Origin of the sequence: Staphylococcus sp. GDY8P94P, assembly GCF_017892255.1 — a bacterium.
Lineage (GTDB): Bacteria > Bacillota > Bacilli > Staphylococcales > Staphylococcaceae > Staphylococcus > Staphylococcus cohnii.
In genome coordinates this window covers 226,872-243,476 of record NZ_JAESKU010000008.1, presented here as the reverse complement: position 1 = coordinate 243,476, position 16,605 = coordinate 226,872, and the positions used below count along the sequence as shown (strand labels likewise).

General features: G+C 31.7%; 13 protein-coding genes. 8 read left to right on the top strand and 5 right to left on the bottom strand.

The window, feature by feature from the left end; genetic code table 11:
- Positions 1–16: 16 nt before the first annotated feature.
- Positions 17–610, top strand: a complete 594-nt coding sequence (gene mhqD, locus KA926_RS05590) for a methylhydroquinone degradation carboxylesterase MhqD (RefSeq protein ID WP_107384212.1) — start codon at positions 17–19, stop codon at positions 608–610.
- A gap of 133 nt (positions 611–743) precedes the next feature.
- Here the strand turns inward: mhqD and KA926_RS05585 are convergent, their stop codons facing one another.
- Entirely contained in the window at positions 744–1,805 is a 1,062-nt protein-coding gene (locus tag KA926_RS05585; protein WP_107384211.1) for a YkvI family membrane protein, read from the bottom strand.
- 424 nt (positions 1,806–2,229) lie between these two features.
- The gene (locus KA926_RS05580) at positions 2,230–4,182 is read right to left on the bottom strand and encodes a fructose-1,6-bisphosphatase (RefSeq protein WP_181187354.1); all 1,953 of its coding nucleotides are present in this window, start codon (positions 4,180–4,182) and stop codon (positions 2,230–2,232) included.
- A 468-nt stretch (positions 4,183–4,650) separates the two neighbouring features.
- Between KA926_RS05580 and putP the strand changes: the two genes are divergently transcribed.
- A complete protein-coding gene (gene putP / locus KA926_RS05575) occupies positions 4,651–6,192 on the top strand; it encodes a sodium/proline symporter PutP (protein ID WP_107384256.1) in 1,542 nt (513 codons plus the stop codon).
- Positions 6,193–6,456: 264 nt separating this feature from the next.
- On the opposite strand, the gene uptA is transcribed toward putP, so the two are convergent.
- Entirely contained in the window at positions 6,457–7,068 is a 612-nt protein-coding gene (gene uptA / locus KA926_RS05570) for an undecaprenyl phosphate transporter UptA (RefSeq protein ID WP_107385963.1), read from the bottom strand.
- A gap of 390 nt (positions 7,069–7,458) precedes the next feature.
- Between uptA and KA926_RS05565 the strand changes: the two genes are divergently transcribed.
- The 4 genes from KA926_RS05565 to KA926_RS05550 all read left to right on the top strand — a co-directional run bounded on the left by KA926_RS05565 (position 7,459) and on the right by KA926_RS05550 (position 12,496).
- Positions 7,459–8,724: a pyruvate MFS transporter gene (locus tag KA926_RS05565; RefSeq protein WP_150822030.1), complete on the top strand. Its 1,266-nt coding sequence runs from the start codon at positions 7,459–7,461 to the stop codon at positions 8,722–8,724.
- Positions 8,725–8,773: 49 nt separating this feature from the next.
- Positions 8,774–9,058 (top strand): putative quinol monooxygenase, encoded by a 285-nt coding sequence (locus KA926_RS05560; RefSeq protein ID WP_107384259.1) that lies wholly within the window; start codon positions 8,774–8,776, stop codon positions 9,056–9,058.
- 388 nt (positions 9,059–9,446) lie between these two features.
- Positions 9,447–10,145, top strand: a complete 699-nt coding sequence (budA, locus tag KA926_RS05555; protein ID WP_107384260.1) for an acetolactate decarboxylase — start codon at positions 9,447–9,449, stop codon at positions 10,143–10,145.
- Positions 10,146–10,579: 434 nt separating this feature from the next.
- Positions 10,580–12,496 (top strand): FUSC family protein, encoded by a 1,917-nt coding sequence (locus KA926_RS05550; protein ID WP_210143730.1) that lies wholly within the window; start codon positions 10,580–10,582, stop codon positions 12,494–12,496.
- A gap of 147 nt (positions 12,497–12,643) precedes the next feature.
- On the opposite strand, the gene KA926_RS05545 is transcribed toward KA926_RS05550, so the two are convergent.
- A complete protein-coding gene (locus tag KA926_RS05545) occupies positions 12,644–13,855 on the bottom strand; it encodes a 5,10-methylene-tetrahydrofolate dehydrogenase (RefSeq protein ID WP_181187355.1) in 1,212 nt (403 codons plus the stop codon).
- On the bottom strand, positions 13,836–15,011 hold the full coding sequence (locus tag KA926_RS05540) for a hypothetical protein (RefSeq protein ID WP_107384263.1): 1,176 nt from the start codon (positions 15,009–15,011) through the stop codon (positions 13,836–13,838). Before KA926_RS05540 ends, KA926_RS05545 begins: the two co-directional genes overlap by 20 nt.
- Positions 15,012–15,190: 179 nt before the next feature.
- Between KA926_RS05540 and KA926_RS05535 the strand changes: the two genes are divergently transcribed.
- Both KA926_RS05535 and KA926_RS05530 read left to right on the top strand, forming a co-directional pair.
- Positions 15,191–15,604 carry a DUF2188 domain-containing protein gene (locus KA926_RS05535; protein WP_107384264.1) on the top strand — a complete coding sequence of 138 codons (414 nt, stop codon included), beginning with the start codon at positions 15,191–15,193 and terminating at the stop codon, positions 15,602–15,604.
- Between the two features lie 266 nt (positions 15,605–15,870).
- The gene (locus KA926_RS05530; protein ID WP_210143729.1) at positions 15,871–16,566 is read left to right on the top strand and encodes a GTP pyrophosphokinase; all 696 of its coding nucleotides are present in this window, start codon (positions 15,871–15,873) and stop codon (positions 16,564–16,566) included.
- Positions 16,567–16,605 lie beyond the last annotated feature (39 nt).

Genomic DNA, 16,605 nt, shown 5'->3' with positions numbered 1-16,605 from the left:
AAGGAGATGATGAATAATGGAACACATCTTTAAAAAAGGTGATTTAAACGGACCAACTTTTATCCTATTGCATGGTACTGGTGGCGATGAAAATGATCTTTTACCTTTAGCGCAAGCGTTAAACCCTAGCTATAATGTATTAAGTGTAAGAGGTGAAGTATCGGAAAATGGTATGAATCGTTTCTTCAAGAGATATGGTGAAGGTCAATATGATGTTGAAGATTTGAAATATAGAACAAACAATTTAATTCAATTTTTAAAAGAAGCGGCTGCAACTTATCATTTTGATTTAGCTAAGGCTGTCCCAGTAGGTTTCTCTAATGGTTCTAATATAGCTATAAGCATGATGTTACACCCTGATATTTCATTTAACAAAGCGTTACTGTATGCACCTTTATATCCTTTAGATTCAATAAATGATAAAGATTTATCTTATACCAAGGTATTATTATCAATGGGTGAAAATGACCCAATTGTTTCTGTTCAGGATAGTCAAAATGTTATTGATATATTTAAACAAAGAGGTGCAACAGTTAAGGAACTATGGGTAAACAGTCATGAACTCACACGAGAAGGTATCATTGCGGGCCAATCATTATTAAAAGATTAACCAATATCAGTTTGCTTAGCGTTTTATATAAAAGGCGTTGCTAACAAAATAGAATACCCCTAGACTCATTCAATATTTTGATCACATCTGATTAAATGAACATAATATTGAAACACTTGTCTAGGGATTTTTATTATGATGAATGAGATTTATAAAAGATGCCTTTAATTAATATAGGTATTAACAAAATAAAACCGAAGAGACCCATTAATGGAAATACTTTTCCAATTAACTCAATAAAGCCAATAAATGTAGTAGCAAATGTAATGATTGCGATAATTATAATTAATATATAATAGTTTTGTTGGTATGGTTCTGTGAAACGAGAAGCAAATGCATACATTAAGCCCACAACCGTATTATAAATAACTAATATCATGATAATTGCCATAAAATGACCAATCACAGGTGAAATATGGTTTGCCAATAATAACGACGGTAATGATACGTTTATTATGTTTGTGAATTCTGTTACCATTCCAAGGTTCAACATTAATAATAAAAACGTTATAATGATGCCACCTAAAATACCGCCCAAATATGTTGCCTTCTCAGATTTCATGCGTCCTCCCATTACAGAAAGAAAACTAAACGCAGCTGCAATTTGTAAACTGCCATAGTTAATTGCATCAAACCACCACCATCTATCTGTCCGATTGCCACTATTGGCGTATTGTGATGCTGAGTTAAAATCAAAGCTTCCAGTAGTGAAATAATAAATAGCAATCAATGAGACAATAATGACTAAAAATGGTGTGACCATGCCTAAAACAGTTATTAAACGGTCGAATTTTAAGAACAAAGTAGCCAATATAATAATTACTAAAATTAAAGCGCTAATGGCATATGGTATACCAAAACTTTCATGAATCGTTGAAACTCCACCAGCTGTCATAATCATTGCTAATGCAAGTAAAAACAGAGTTAATATAATATCAAAAATTGTTGCAATTGTTCGAGGAAGATAATACTTTATGGGCTCGGTATGGCTGTGAGAACGCAATCGATATCCTGTATTTAATACAAGTACACCGGCGATAGTAATGATAAGTCCGGTTATAATAACGCCTAAAACACTGTATCTACCATTACTCGTAAAAAATTGAAAAATTTCTTGTCCAGTTGCAAAGCCAGCGCCCACAACAACACCTACAAACGCAAAAGCGACCGCGATACTTTCTTTTAAATTAGACATATAGTTGGAATCCTTTCTTGCCATTCATATGGTGAACATACTTATTTAATAAACATCACAATGATTTATTTTATCTTAAAAGAAAATAGAAATAAATGGAAAAGTTTATATCGAATATACATATGTATTTTTTGAAAGAACGAAAACGATAATATGGTTGAACAAGTGAAGTGAAAATAATTAAACGGTTAGCATTTAATAAAAATTAGGCTGCTAATTCCCTGTGGAATTTAGGGAGTTAGCAGCCTAGAAAATAGCATTTTTATTAGGTTTACAATTTTAGGGGACGGTGCCCATAAAAATTGACGTTTCTTTTATTTTTATGAAACATAGTAGTGTTTGCTGAGCTATTGTTTTTTGAATTTTAAGTCACACGATAATAGCATCACGTGAATAGCACCTTATGAAAAAGTGATTGATAAAATTAATTGACGAAGCGATCATGCATTAATACTTTTAAAACATCAATTTTTTCTTGTATGTCTTTGCCAGTATTGGTATCACGTATTTTTTTACGTTTTAATTCTTTGTCTACTACACGGCGTATAGAAAGCTCGTCTGCCCCATTCAGTAAGACGTGTTTTTTCGAATTAAAGTGTTGGTGTGCCACAAGCTGCATTCCAAAAGAATTATAGAGTAAAGTATAGCCAGCAATTCCAGTTGTAGATTGGTAGGCTTTTGAAAATCCACCGTCGATAACAATCATTTTTCCTTCCGCTTTGATTGGATTTTCACCATCAATTTCTTTGACTGGTGTATGACCATTGATGATATGTCCTTCTTCTGGGTCTAAACCGAAATCTTTCAACATTTTTTTGCACATATTTACGTCTTCGCGTAAATAATAATAAGGGTTTTTAGTTTCTTTGTGTGCTGATTTATCATTAATATAATAACGTTCAAATGTTGTCATTGCTCTTTTTCCAAATAATGATGAATATTTACCTGTCCATAAATACCAGACGAGATCAGTTGCTAAATCATCATGTATATCTTTATGGTCGAATGCTTCTCTTACAAAGTGTTCAAAATGATCAAGTAAATCTCTGCCATAGCATTTTTCACCATCAATAATCATAGATTCCATTTCGCCATTTTCATCCACAGGTATACAACCATGTATAAGTAGATTGCCATTATAAGGGAGATAAAGTTTGCCTTTTTGCATTAAAAATGTCATATGTCGTTTTAATTTTTCTGATTGTTGTACTGACAATAATAATTTTTCTATTACCTCGTGTTCGTCTTCAGTTAATGCGTTAGGGTTGTTTGGATCGATAGTTTGGAAGCAAGTATTTTCTAAAGTGTAAGTTTTACCATAAAGTGTTGCTGTATTATTTTCATAGTCGATACTCTCTAATACTAAGCGTTCTTCCATTTCAAAATTAGGTCTGCGCTTAATGATAGGCGCTTCCAATTTAAATTGAATGATGGCGATTGCCTGATGGATTTTAGTGATTTGCTCTATTTCAGATTGAGACAGTCCTTCAGCATTTTTAGGTTTGAAAGCGGGATTGTCACCTGAATAATACTTTTCAGCAAGTGTCAATAAAGGACGTAAATTAATACCATAAGCATCTTCTATAATATCTAAATTATCATAACGTGCACAAATTCTGAGTAAATTTGCTAAACAAACTTTAGAACCAGCATAGGCACCAATCCACAAGACATCGTGATTTCCCCATTGCACATCAACGGAAGGATAGTCAATTAAAGTGTCCATGATTTTATCAGGTTCTGGACCACGATCATAAATATCGCCTACAACATGTAAGTGGTTCACTACAAGATGTTGAATTGTAAAGGACAGGCCGATAATCAGGTCATCTGATTGTTCGAGTTCAATAATTTGATTCATTAAAGTTTGATAATACGAATGTTTATTATTATATTTATTACTTTTATATAACAGTTCTTCTATTATAAAAATATAATTTTTAGGTAAAGTTTTGCGTAATTTCGTGCGTGTATATTTAGAAGAAGCATAAGTTATTAATTTGATAAGACGATTAATCGTTGTGATATACCATTCATCTAAACGCTCTTTTGAGGTGAAACTATTTTTAATTAATTTTAATTTTTCCTCTGGATAATATACAAGTGCTGAAAACTCATTTATTTCTTGGCGTGTTAATGTATCTTGAAATATATCACTGATTTTAGATCGAACATTTCCTGAACCATTCCTTAATACATGCTGAAATGCATGGAATTCACCATGTAGGTCACTGACGAAATGTTCCGTGCCTTTAGGAAGTTCTAAAATAGATTCAAGATTTATAATTTCAGTTGCTAATTCCTCTCTGTTATTAAATTGTTGAGATAATAAATCTAAATATTTTTCTTTTACGCTTTTTTCTGTTGCATCATGCATTATTTATGTCACTCCAATTAGGTAGTTTTGTTACTCATTATATTTAGTAAAACGTTTCCATTGTATGTGTAATATTGTAGCATTAATTTTGGGGTGGGTGTCTAGTATTGATTATATTATTTAGACTATATTTTAATTAATATAAATGACTTCATTTTTTTGTCAAAAAAGCGATAAAATTCTTATAAATAATGATGTTACTCAAATACATTAAATCGCATATAAATGTAAATATTGCAGGAAACATACATTTTTTTGAATTTAAAAAATGATTATTTAACCCTGTAATTATAAAAATACACATATTATTTCAAACGATAAAAATAGCTTAATAACAATTGTTCAAAGCGTGTTATAGGCGTTTTGAAATACATTTATAAAAATTATTTTTAAAATAGCGGTTTAAAAAATTTTTAACTTTTGTATAATAAGTGCATGTAACAAAATTATATAAAGGGAGTTTATTTTATGTTTACATTGGGAGCATCGTTATCGAGTCAAGTAAATCCAAACTGGCAGACATATATTATGCTTGGTGCTTATTTTGTTGTGTTATTAGTCATTGGATATTACGGCTATAAACAAGCGACAGGTAATATCAGTGAATATATGTTAGGCGGTAGAAGCATAGGACCATATGTTACAGCATTATCAGCTGGGGCCTCGGATATGAGTGGTTGGATGATTATGGGGCTGCCTGGTGAAGTTTATACGACAGGATTATCAGCTGCTTGGTTGGCAATTGGTCTGACAATTGGTGCATACATAAATTATCTCGTTGTGGCTCCACGGTTACGTGTGTATACAGAAAAAGCTGGAGATGCTATAACATTACCTGATTTCTTTAGAAATCGTTTAGATGATCAATCGAATGTGATCAAAATTATATCAGGTGGTATTATTGTCGTGTTCTTTACACTTTATACACATTCCGGAATGGTCGCAGGCGGTAAATTATTTGATAGTGCATTTGGCTTAAACTATCATTTTGGATTATTATTAGTTGCTATTATTGTAATTGCATATACTTTCTTTGGCGGCTATTTAGCCGTGTCCTTAACAGACTTTTTCCAAGGGGTAATCATGTTAATTGCTATGGTAATGGTACCAGTAGTAGCAATGATGCAATTAAGTGGGTTGGATACTTTATCGCAAGCGGCAGATTTGAAACCGACAAACCTTGATTTATTTAAAGGTACAACAGTCATTGGTATCATATCATTCTTTGCTTGGGGCTTAGGTTATTTTGGACAGCCACATATTATTGTACGTTTTATGTCTATTAAATCAGTGAAGCAATTACCGACAGCAAGACGTTTTGGTATAGGTTGGATGGCAATTAGCTTGTTAGGTGCAGTTGGAGTTGGCCTTGTAGGTATTACATTTGTCAATCGCGGTGGAGTAACACTTGAGGATCCAGAAACATTGTTTATATTAATGGGTCAAATATTGTTCCATCCACTTGTTGGTGGTTTCTTACTTGCAGCTATTTTAGCGGCTATTATGAGTACGATTTCGTCACAACTATTGGTGACATCAAGTTCACTAACCGAAGATTTTTATAAATTGTTCCGTGGTGAGGAAGCAGCAAAAAAACATGAAAAAGAATTCGTTTTTGTTGGACGTATGTCAGTTATTTTAGTTGCAATTGTATCAATTATAATTGCATGGTCACCTAATGATACAATTTTGAATCTTGTAGGTAACGCTTGGGCAGGTTTTGGTGCTGCATTTGGACCACTTGTATTAATGAGTTTATATTGGAAAGGTTTAAGTCGTACTGGTGCAGTCAGCGGAATGGTATCAGGTGCAATTGTTGTAATTGTTTGGATTGCGTTTGTTAAACCATTAGGTGAAATTAATGATTTCTTTAATTTATATGAGATTGTTCCAGGATTTTTAACAAGTTTAATTGTTACAATTTTAGTTAGTAAAATGACGAAGAAACCTCAAATTGATGTAGAAGGCGATTTAGAAGAAGTTCGTCAAATAGTAAAAGGTAATAATTAATCGTTATCAGTGTAGTTTGATAAAGGGGTAGTATTTTAATTATATAAATATTCAATGAGCACATAAATAATAGAAAATTTTCTGCTCAAAAGTTTAGGGAGAAATTAAAGTTCGTGAAAGGCTAACTTCGAAGGGGGAAGTTAGTCTTTTTTTTATAAAAAAAATCAGACAAAAACCCGTTTGGATTTTGTCTGATTGCTAAGATAGATATAAGTCATATGACCATGTGTTGTAAAAGTTTTCTAACTACTTCAAAGCATACATTTATTGATGTGTGCGGTTTTTTTTGTAGATTCGAATAAAGAGATATATCACAGCTATAGCGATGATGACATACATAATATATGAATAAGTGTGTAAGCCATTCATTAACATATCAAAACTGTTGCTCAACATGCTACCTAAGAAAATGAGTGCAATGTTCCAAATTGTAGTACCTATCAACGAAAGGATGGTAAATACAAAAATATTCATTCTATTAATGCCTGCTGGTATAGTGATTAATACACGTAAAACAGGAATAAAACGACAAACAAAGACTGCAACTGCACCATATTTTTTAAACCATTCATTAGCGCGAGCGATATCTTTTCCTTTGAGTTTGATCCATTTTCCATATTTATCTACAAAACGATATAAACGTGCTTCGGAGACAATGCTACTGATGTAATAAAGTATGATTAAACCGATTAATGATGAAATGGTAGATATGATAAAAAGTAAAGGTATAGATAAATCAGATTTAACTGTCATAAGCCCAGCAAATGTCAAAATAATTTCAGATGGAATAAAAGGTAATATATTTTCTAGTAGGATTAATATTGCGATTGCAGTATAACCCCAAGCATTTATAAAGTTTGTCAGTATTTGTTCCATAGTGATAAATGTTGCTCCTTTTCATAATAAAACGTGATGATATTTTATAATTACTTCTGTATTATAATCTAAATTAATGCTTAATGCATATTTTAAGGTGGCACAAAAGTAATTAAATGATTTATTGCGGTAAAGTCACACTAAACTATATGCCTATGAGGAACATAGTTTAACTAATGTGATAGCTAATACCTAAGATTTTTAAAAGTAGAAATAGAAATGCTCCCAATATTTGTCACATAAACGCTGTATGTTGATCACACGAATTTACAGCGTGTTATAAAAAAATGAAAAAAGTTATTGTAAGCGATTTCATATTGTGGTAATATCTAGAAACACAATAGGTCATATGATGACTAGTGATATAGGGAGAGAGTGTGGGTAAAAAAAATGGAACAAAAAAGAACAAATATAAGATGGTATTTTGCTATTGCGTTTTTTATTATAGGTGTAATTGCTTATATGGATAGATCGAATATTTCAATTATTGCAGGACCTATGATGGAAGATTTACATTTGACAAAAACACAGTTTGGTTTATTAGCATCATTTTTCTCGTTAGGTTATGCGTTGATGCAAGTACCTTCAGGCTTTTTGGCAGAAAAGTTTGGATCTAAAAAAATGTTGACAGTCGCGCTCGTATGGTGGAGTGCTTTCACGATTTTAACTGGTGTTGTTAAAAATCATGGTTTATTGTATGCTGTACGTTTTTTATTTGGTATAGGTGAAGCACCTATGTATCCTTCGAATGCAGTGTTTAACTCATTTTGGTTTGCGAAAGGTGAAAAAGGGCGTGCTTCGAGTGCATTGTTGGCAGGTTCATATTTTGGGCCAGTGATTGCACCTGTAGTTACGATTGCTATCGTTAATATGTTTGGATGGCAAGCTGTATTTTATATTTTTGGTGCTATTGGTATCGTCATTGCATTATTATGGATTATTATTTCAAAAGATTTACCGGAACAACATAAAATGGTTAATGAAGCAGAAAAAAGATATATTATGGAAAATCGTGATATCATTAAAACAGAAAAAAGTAACGCTCCGTGGAATATTTTCCTAAGAAGATTTAGCTTTTATGCATTGGCAGCACAATATTTTGTTGTGTCACTATTCTTAATATGGTTACCTACATATCTAACCGAACAATATAATGTTAAATTAACTGATCCTGATATGGCTTGGGCAGCGGGCGCACCTTGGATTGCTATGTTCTTGTTAATATTATGTGGCGGTGCTATCTCTGATAAATTATTACAAAATGGAAAATCAAGATTTGTTGCGAGAGCGTCTATTGCGATTATTGGGTTTGTGGTATTTTGTATCTCATTATTCATGTCAATTCAAACAAACAATTTAGTAACAAATGTGCTATGGCTGTCATTATGTTTAGGCGGAATAGGAATTGCTACAGGAATGAGTTGGGCAGCAGCTACAGATTTAGGACGTAATTTCTCTGGTTCAGTATCTGGATGGATGAATTTATGGGGAAATATCGGTGCATTACTGAGTCCTTTATTAGCAGGTATGATGGTTGATATTGTTGGCTGGACAGTGACGTTAGAATTAGTTATTATCCCAGTAGTATTTGCAATAATTATGTGGTTTTTTGTTAAACCAGATCAACCGCTAATCATTGAAAAAGAAGAACTTTAATATCTCTAAAAATTAGTTTTGCAAAAACGATTATCACAGGAGGTTATACATGATTCTAGTAACTGCAGTAATGAAGATTAAAGTGGAGCATAGAGAAAATTATTTAGCAGAGGTTGAACGTTTAGTCATTGCAGCAAATAAAGAAGAAGGCGCATTATATTATGATCACTTTGAAAATACGAATGAACCTCAAACTTTTGCTTTTATAGAAAAATATAAAGATGAAGCTGCTTTGGAAGCACATAATCAATCTGAACATTTTCAAACATTTTTTAAAGAAATAGAAAATTATTTACTTGAAGCGCCTAAAATAGAAGTTGCTTCAATTAAATAATTATGAAAATAAGCCAATAGAAGATAATCATCTGTGAATAACGCATAAGCGTCCATTTCTAATTCAATTGAATAGAAAAGGACGCTTTCATTTTTTTGAAATATTGTAGCGTAAGGATTGAACTTGTGGGCATCATCTTGGCGAATCGAAGTTTGTGTTTACTTATTTAGTACTTGAATGTATATAATTAGTGAAATCAAAGTTTATTTTTATCATAATTTTAAAATAAGCATATAAGATTGATATCGATAAATATTCAGGGTTCGCATAACACTATGTGAGCACAAAGATATTGAAAAATGCAATTATATTGTATAATAATATGTTGTAAATAATTGTAAAGAGCGAAATATTTAAAATTAATATTGATATAAGGAGAGAAAATATCATGCTATATCAACATGGCACGCTTGGTACTTTGATGGCTGGATTATTAGAAGGCACTATGGAAATGAATGAAATTTTAAAACATGGTGATTTAGGTATCGGCACGTTAACAGGATCAGACGGTGAAGTTATTATATTAGATGGTGTCGCTTATCATGCTGATGCTCATGGTAATTTCAAACAGTTGGATGGTAGTGAAATGACACCTTTTTCTACTGTGACACCATTCAAACCAGATGTAAGCTTTGATGTGAGACACATTACCGATTCTGAAAATTTATTAAATAAAACAAAAAGCCACGCTGCCAGTGAAAATTTATTTTTTGCAGTTAAAATATCTGGGAAATTTGAAAATGTACATGTCAGAATGATGCCAAAGCAAGAAAAGCCATATACTAAATTAATTGAATCTGCTAAACAACAACCTGAATATCATTATGACCAAATTGACGGTACAATAGTAGGTTTTTATGCACCAACACTTTTTCATGGCATAGCTGCTGGAGGTTTCCATTTGCATTTTGTAGATAGAGATAAAACAGTAGGCGGGCATGTTTTAGATTTTGAAATGAATCATGGCGATGTAGAAATAAGCAATATTGAAACACTTGAACAACATTTCCCAGTAAATAACGCAACATTTTTAGAATCTGATATTGATTATTCTACAGTGCATGAAGATATCAAACAATCAGAATAAAAATACGAGTTATAGCAGAATATAGTCATGATTTAACATTTTCATTTAAACGATTTGTAGGAAATGCTCTAGCAGAATTCAATAAAAGTGTTAAAATAGTTTAGTAATCGTTAAATAAAATGTATATGATTTCTCAACCAAAATTTGTGAAATGAACAATTTTACAATTAACTTCCCATTTGTAGATACATGTATTCGTTAAAGTGAGCTGAAGGATAAATTAAATATCTATAATATTGTATAGCAACAGTGTATTCATATTTAAATCTATGTATAATAAGCTTTTCACAAAATAAAATGACCTTAACGGGGACGGGACTATGAAATCGAAATATAAATTTTAGATTTCTAACACCCGTCTTTTTTATGTTTTGCTATTATTTCATACGCTATATCATTGCTAAAATAAAATGAAAAGGAGATGTGAACCGCCATTGATTAAATATTTAAAGTCACTCACAAAATTTAATGCAATGAAAATCGATGTTGCTAAAGGTATTAGACAGGCTATATTAATGTTTTTGCCTTTAATGATTGGCTATTTAGTCGGTTATTTTTCAATCGGTCTATTAATTTCAACAGGTACGTTAGCACATATTTATGTGTTTGGCGGTACGGCAAAATCTAAACTTCGTACGGTATTCTTTACATCAATCGTATTTGCAATATCGATGATGTTAGGTACGTTGACTGTCAATCAACCAATCATATTTGGAATTTTGTTATTGATTGTAGCAGTAGTACCATATTATGTATTTAGTTCATTAAATATTCCTGGACCTTCGTCAACTTTTTTCATTGTGGCATTCAGTTTGCCAATCAATTTACCAGTTGCTCCAGATGAAGCAATAACAAGAGGTATTGCAGTATTTATTGGAGGTTTATTAGCAACATTTGTAGTAATTGTTGTGATTTTACTTTCAAAAGAATCAGCTGAAGTTAAATCAATTAAAAATGACTATAATATTATAAAACAGTTAGTTTATAATTTTGATGATCCAAAAGCATTTTCAAAAGCATCTCGGTTTGCGGTGACGGCTTTTAGAAATACAGATAACCAGCTCATCACTGCAAGTTCTGCCAAATCTCAAAAGTCACCGCAATTCCAGCGGTTAATCTTGTTACATAATATTGCGCAAGGTATACATTCAGAATTACTGGAATTAAATGAAAAAAATGTGCGCCCTTTACCTCAAGATATTAAATTGATGGTGGACTATGTTATCAATTTAGTATATACGCAAGGTAAGACAAATAAAACATGGACACAACAAGTTGATATTGATGAAGCTTATCAAAAACTTGTAGATAATATATTTAAAGTTGATGCTATTATGAATGCAAATGATGCACAGCTGGAACACGAAGTAGATATACGTGTACCTATTTACGGTCATCGCTTAGTTACAAATTTGACAATAGATTCATTTGTCTTTAGAAATACAATCCGCTATATCGTTATCATGGCAATTGCAATTTTTATCACATTGATGTTTGATTTTGACAAAGCATATTGGATTCCGCTTAGTACACATACAGTATTATTGGGCTCAACAACATTACACAGCTTTGAACGTGCAGGATCAAGAGGCATTGGTACGATTATTGGTGTGCTTGTACTGTCATTAATATTATTATCTACGCCACCTGTACCTATCGCTATCATACTCCTTGCGGTTGCAGCAGGGGTAACAGAAATGTTTGTAGGTGCAAATTATTCATTTGCAGTTATATTTATCACAATCCAAGTTATATTATTAAATGGCTTAGCATCAAACCATCTTTCAATTTTAATAGCACTTCCAAGAATTATCGATGTGATTGTTGGTATTATTATTGCCGTTATTTTGTTACTTGTAATAGGTAGAAAGACTGCATCTTCAATGTTACCGGGCACGCTTGCCACAGTGGCACGTAATGAAGCGGTGTTATTTCATTACTTGTTTTCAAGCAACAAATACTCATCCAGAGAACGTGATAAAACAAAAATGTTGCATTTAAGTGTCCAACTAAATAATATGAAACAAATATATAACAGTGCGAATGGTGAAGTATTTAGTAATAAAATGGTTATACAATATTATTATCCTAGTATATATGCATTAGAAGAAATTAGCTTTATGCTGACGAGAGCGTTAAGTAATGAGAAACGTTACCATATTGATGATGAAACCATGGGAGAATATTTATTAGTATTTGAAAATATAGCAAAACATTTTGAAATTGGTTCTAATATCAATGTTCAAGAAATTACAACTTTACCACAATACACGCACATTAGAACTTCTTTAATGAGTATTCAACATAATTGTCAAAATGCTAGACAAGCAATTAAATTATCTTATGAATAATACAATATAAGCCAATATCACGATAGTTAAAATCGATGACATTGGCTTGTTTTATATTTAAATCTTATAATTTAATGTAGTTTTTGTGAAGTCGCTATAAATTTGAAAAATTAATAGTAGCATAATAAATATTTCTACTTTTTATATCTAGTTGGAATCTTGTTGTTTTCTAACTTTTTGTTCTTCTTCTTGTCTTTTTTCCTGTATATCTGCTTGCGCTTTTCTTTGTTGTTGTTCTTGTTGCTGTTGTTCTTTGTGTAATTGCTTGTATCGTTGTTTTTGTCTATATCCATAAGTACTTTCAAGTATGAGTGTTTCATTATTTAGACCAACACCTATTGCACCTGCTACTGTCGAAATTGATGCAGCAAACCAAGCTAAATTTATGTAAGTTATTAAGCTTGCAGATGTCTTAAATTGTAATGCTTGGCCTAAATAGTCCGATGGGAGTACGATTAAACTTGCGACCAAAAAGAGCGAGAATAAGATGACATAATAAATCATAACAGAAACAGTTAAAGTCATCGTTGTAGTTAAGTTATATAAGGTGGTAATCTGCTTATTCGTGCTCTCTTTTTTGGACTCCCATAAATTATGTGCAATAATCATCCAAATCATCATACCAAATATGGCTACAAGCATCATTAATAACAAGCGCCACTCAGAATATACAAAGCTTAAATTCCACATAGTCGTAAAGATAATTCCGAAAGCACCAGTAGTGAATGCAATTGCCACAACATTACTTAAGCTTTTTAACATATTAAATGGGTTATTCGCAAATGTCATGCCACTAACCAGACGAAATATACCTTTTGATCTTGAAGACACATAGTATTGTGTATGTTGAGAGGTAGTATTTTCAAAATAAACAGTTCGAGATTGTAAATTGGTTAAAGGAAACTGTGCATTCATTAGTGGCATTGCATGTTCGTTATTATTACTTTTTTCTGAACGCTTAAATTCATCTATTGCTGTTAAAATAGCCAATATAGAGTTTTGAATTCTTTTTTTAATTGGGCGCCATCCATAAGCAGGGATAGAAATTAAACTAGCACCATTTTGTCTATTGATATCAAAGGCAACTACTTTTTGTTGTTCAATCATCGGTAGGTCAGTGAGTCCGATTGTAAAATGCCAATGATTATGTTCTTGATAATCAGCTATTTTACTAAAAATTTGTTGGACGCTTTCAGCTGAACCAGTTAAAGGATCAATAATTGTATCGATTTCCCATTTAACTGAATGATCATATCGCTCACTAAGAATATTAGGTAACTCAATTTCAAGGTTACGAGCAATTTTTTCAGTTACTCCCGGTGCAGCAATGATACCTATTTTAGCTGTTGTTGTGTTCATTTAATCCCTCCTCGTGATGTGATTGTTTTTCGCCTTCGTAGTAATCAGCTTTAGCATAGGCACTAGAGCTGTCTTCATCTTCTTGTTCCAATGATTTAGATCTATAGTATTGTCTGAAAGAATAAGTCACGCGTTTAATTTTTTCAGCGTTTTCAACAGTGGATCCCATAGCTCCAGCAAGAATACCTAATGATGTAATAAACCAAATTAAATTAATATAGTTTAAAATAGTTGGATGCTTACTGTTTAACGATGTCCAATTTGAAAATAACTCCGGCGGTACAAATAGTATTGTACTTAAAGATAGTAAAATATATAGTACTATAAAATTTAAAAAGGTAATGGTCAATAAGGTTGTAAAAGTCGTAATGTTATAAATAAAGCGATAAAGTTTTTGTGTATTAGCACTAGGTCTTTCCCATAATTTATAAGAATAAATTAACCAACCAACCATGCCTAATACAGAGAGTAGCATCAGTAAAATAAACCGCCAATAACTATAATCTAGACTGATATCCCAAGGTGTAGAAAATATTGCAATATAAGTTCCTGTGGCAAATGAAACAGAAATGATTTTTTTGAAATCAAAAATTGCAGACCAAGGTTCATTGGCAAAAGTCATGCCGCAAATTAAATGGAGCCAACCTAAAAATGTAGATTTGGCGATAATGCGAGATCTATGATTTTCATTATGGTCCTTAGGAATAACTTCTTTAAATTGAGTTAATTTAAAATGTTTAAAGTTTAAAGTGCTTTTGTTTCTACCAGAAGAATGCAAGTATTCAACAATAAATATTAAGCATTGTCTTAATTTCTCTTTTAACTTAACTGTTCCTAACGCTGGTAATGATAAAAGCGCTGTTTTAGTATCAAAATCAATATCATATAATGCACTTTTATTTTTAGAAAAGTTAGGTAAATCCGTAATACAAATTGTATAATCCCAATTTTTTTGCTGTTTCATATTGGATGCAATATCCAAAACTTTATCCATATGTTCTGCAGTCCCAATCATAGATGCAACATGTATGTCGAATTGCCATTCCACGCCATTATCTACATGTTTTGTGAAATCTTTTGGAAGTTCTGAATAAATTTTATTAATTAATTTATGAGGCATATCAGGAGAAGGGATTAATCCAATAGATAGATTCATGTTAGTTAAACCTCCTTTTACTTAACACTGATTCTTACTCATCATTCCCTTTCAATTAAAGAACAAATCATGGTTAACTTAAATAATTATATTATTTTTTGTGAATTTATTTAGTTTGTTAAAGGGAAAAGGTGGTAAAAGAGAATTAATATAAGTTATGAAGATGGAGGTTTTATCACATGCCTTGGACAATGGAAGATTATCCGCAAAGTTGGAAAAATATGGAAAAATTGGAAAGAAAAAAAGCAATCGACATTGGAAATGCGATGCTTAAAGATGGATATCAAGAGGAAAATGCGATTCCAATCGCTACCAAACAAGCTGAAAATTGGTATGAGAATGCGACTGAAGATGAATTGAAAGCGCTAAAAAATAAAAAAATCACGGTACATGAACGTGATCAATCTGCGAACCCACAATTAAATCACAAAGATGTTCATGTCTATTATGAGAATGAAGAATGGAAAATAAAATCTGATGGTGCCAAACAAGCTACAGATAGCTTTGATAAAAAAGCAGATGCTATGAAGCGGGCGCGTAATATTGCTGATAATAGAAGGACTCAAATTATTGAACATAAAATGAATGAATAGCGTAGAAAATCATTGTGAAGACGAAGTTAAAAGTTTTTTATATAAATAAAAAAGTGTCACGCAATTGAAATAGTTGCCTATTCCCTAATGTTAGGCAACTATGGATTTTTGTGAGCTGAAATAACCAAAACCAAAAATGTCATTGCCATCACACAAATAACTTCTGAATCGTGTAATGCATTGTAAATATCTACTGTATTATTTCAAGTATCCTTTTAATTTAGCTATAATGTTTGAAGAGAGAAGAATTATTGGAGGTACGATTTATGTACATTGAACGTAAACCAACGCTGAATATGGATGATTTGAAAGAAGAATTTAAAGAGAGTTTAACTTATATAAATAATTACGAAGAAGCATTCGAAATGGTCATTGATTTTGTTGCTTTAGAGCAACTCTATTCTTCTGCACTAAAAGAAATTAGCACTAAGCTCGATATTTTAGACGATCATTTTCAACAATTATATAAACACAATCCAATTCATCACATGGAACGTCGTGTTAAGGAAATGAGAAGTCTGATTAAAAAATTAGATAGAAAAGGTTACCAAATCAACACAGCATCAGCGAAAACATATATATACGATATTGCAGGTATAAGAGTTATTTGTAATTATATAGATGATATTTATGTCATTGAAGAATTATTGTTAAAACAAGCAGATGTGCAGTTATTAAAAAGAAAAGATTATATTATGAATCCGAAAGATAACGGTTATAGAAGTTTGCATATTGTAGTCTCAATACCAGTATTTTTAGCGAATTCTGTAGAAAAAGTACCAGTAGAAATTCAAATTAGAACAATAGGTATGGATATGTGGGCGAGTTTAGAACACAAAATACGTTACAAAAATAATAAAAATACAGAGGACTATAGAGAAGTTTTAAAACAATGTGCCAATGAAATTACAACTGTTGAAAGTAAAATGCAAAATATTCATTCCGAAATTTTTGATAATTAGAGGCACGAACAAATATCCCGCACTAAAAACGATTGTTAC

What these genes read in the sequence shown, in the direction of transcription:
- KA926_RS05545 (WP_181187355.1), bottom strand. Translation starts at nt 13,855, where the DNA reads ATGAACACAACAACAGCTAAAATAGGTATCATTGCTGCACCGGGAGTA.
- KA926_RS05560 (WP_107384259.1), top strand. Translation starts at nt 8,774, where the DNA reads ATGATTCTAGTAACTGCAGTAATGAAGATTAAAGTGGAGCATAGAGAA.
- KA926_RS05580 (WP_181187354.1), bottom strand. Translation starts at nt 4,182, where the DNA reads ATGCATGATGCAACAGAAAAAAGCGTAAAAGAAAAATATTTAGATTTA.
- KA926_RS05585 (WP_107384211.1), bottom strand. Translation starts at nt 1,805, where the DNA reads ATGTCTAATTTAAAAGAAAGTATCGCGGTCGCTTTTGCGTTTGTAGGT.
- uptA (WP_107385963.1), bottom strand. Translation starts at nt 7,068, where the DNA reads ATGGAACAAATACTGACAAACTTTATAAATGCTTGGGGTTATACTGCA.
- KA926_RS05530 (WP_210143729.1), top strand. Translation starts at nt 15,871, where the DNA reads ATGTACATTGAACGTAAACCAACGCTGAATATGGATGATTTGAAAGAA.
- budA (WP_107384260.1), top strand. Translation starts at nt 9,447, where the DNA reads ATGCTATATCAACATGGCACGCTTGGTACTTTGATGGCTGGATTATTA.
- KA926_RS05540 (WP_107384263.1), bottom strand. Translation starts at nt 15,011, where the DNA reads ATGAATCTATCTATTGGATTAATCCCTTCTCCTGATATGCCTCATAAA.
- KA926_RS05535 (WP_107384264.1), top strand. Translation starts at nt 15,191, where the DNA reads ATGCCTTGGACAATGGAAGATTATCCGCAAAGTTGGAAAAATATGGAA.
- putP (WP_107384256.1), top strand. Translation starts at nt 4,651, where the DNA reads ATGTTTACATTGGGAGCATCGTTATCGAGTCAAGTAAATCCAAACTGG.
- mhqD (WP_107384212.1), top strand. Translation starts at nt 17, where the DNA reads ATGGAACACATCTTTAAAAAAGGTGATTTAAACGGACCAACTTTTATC.
- KA926_RS05565 (WP_150822030.1), top strand. Translation starts at nt 7,459, where the DNA reads ATGGAACAAAAAAGAACAAATATAAGATGGTATTTTGCTATTGCGTTT.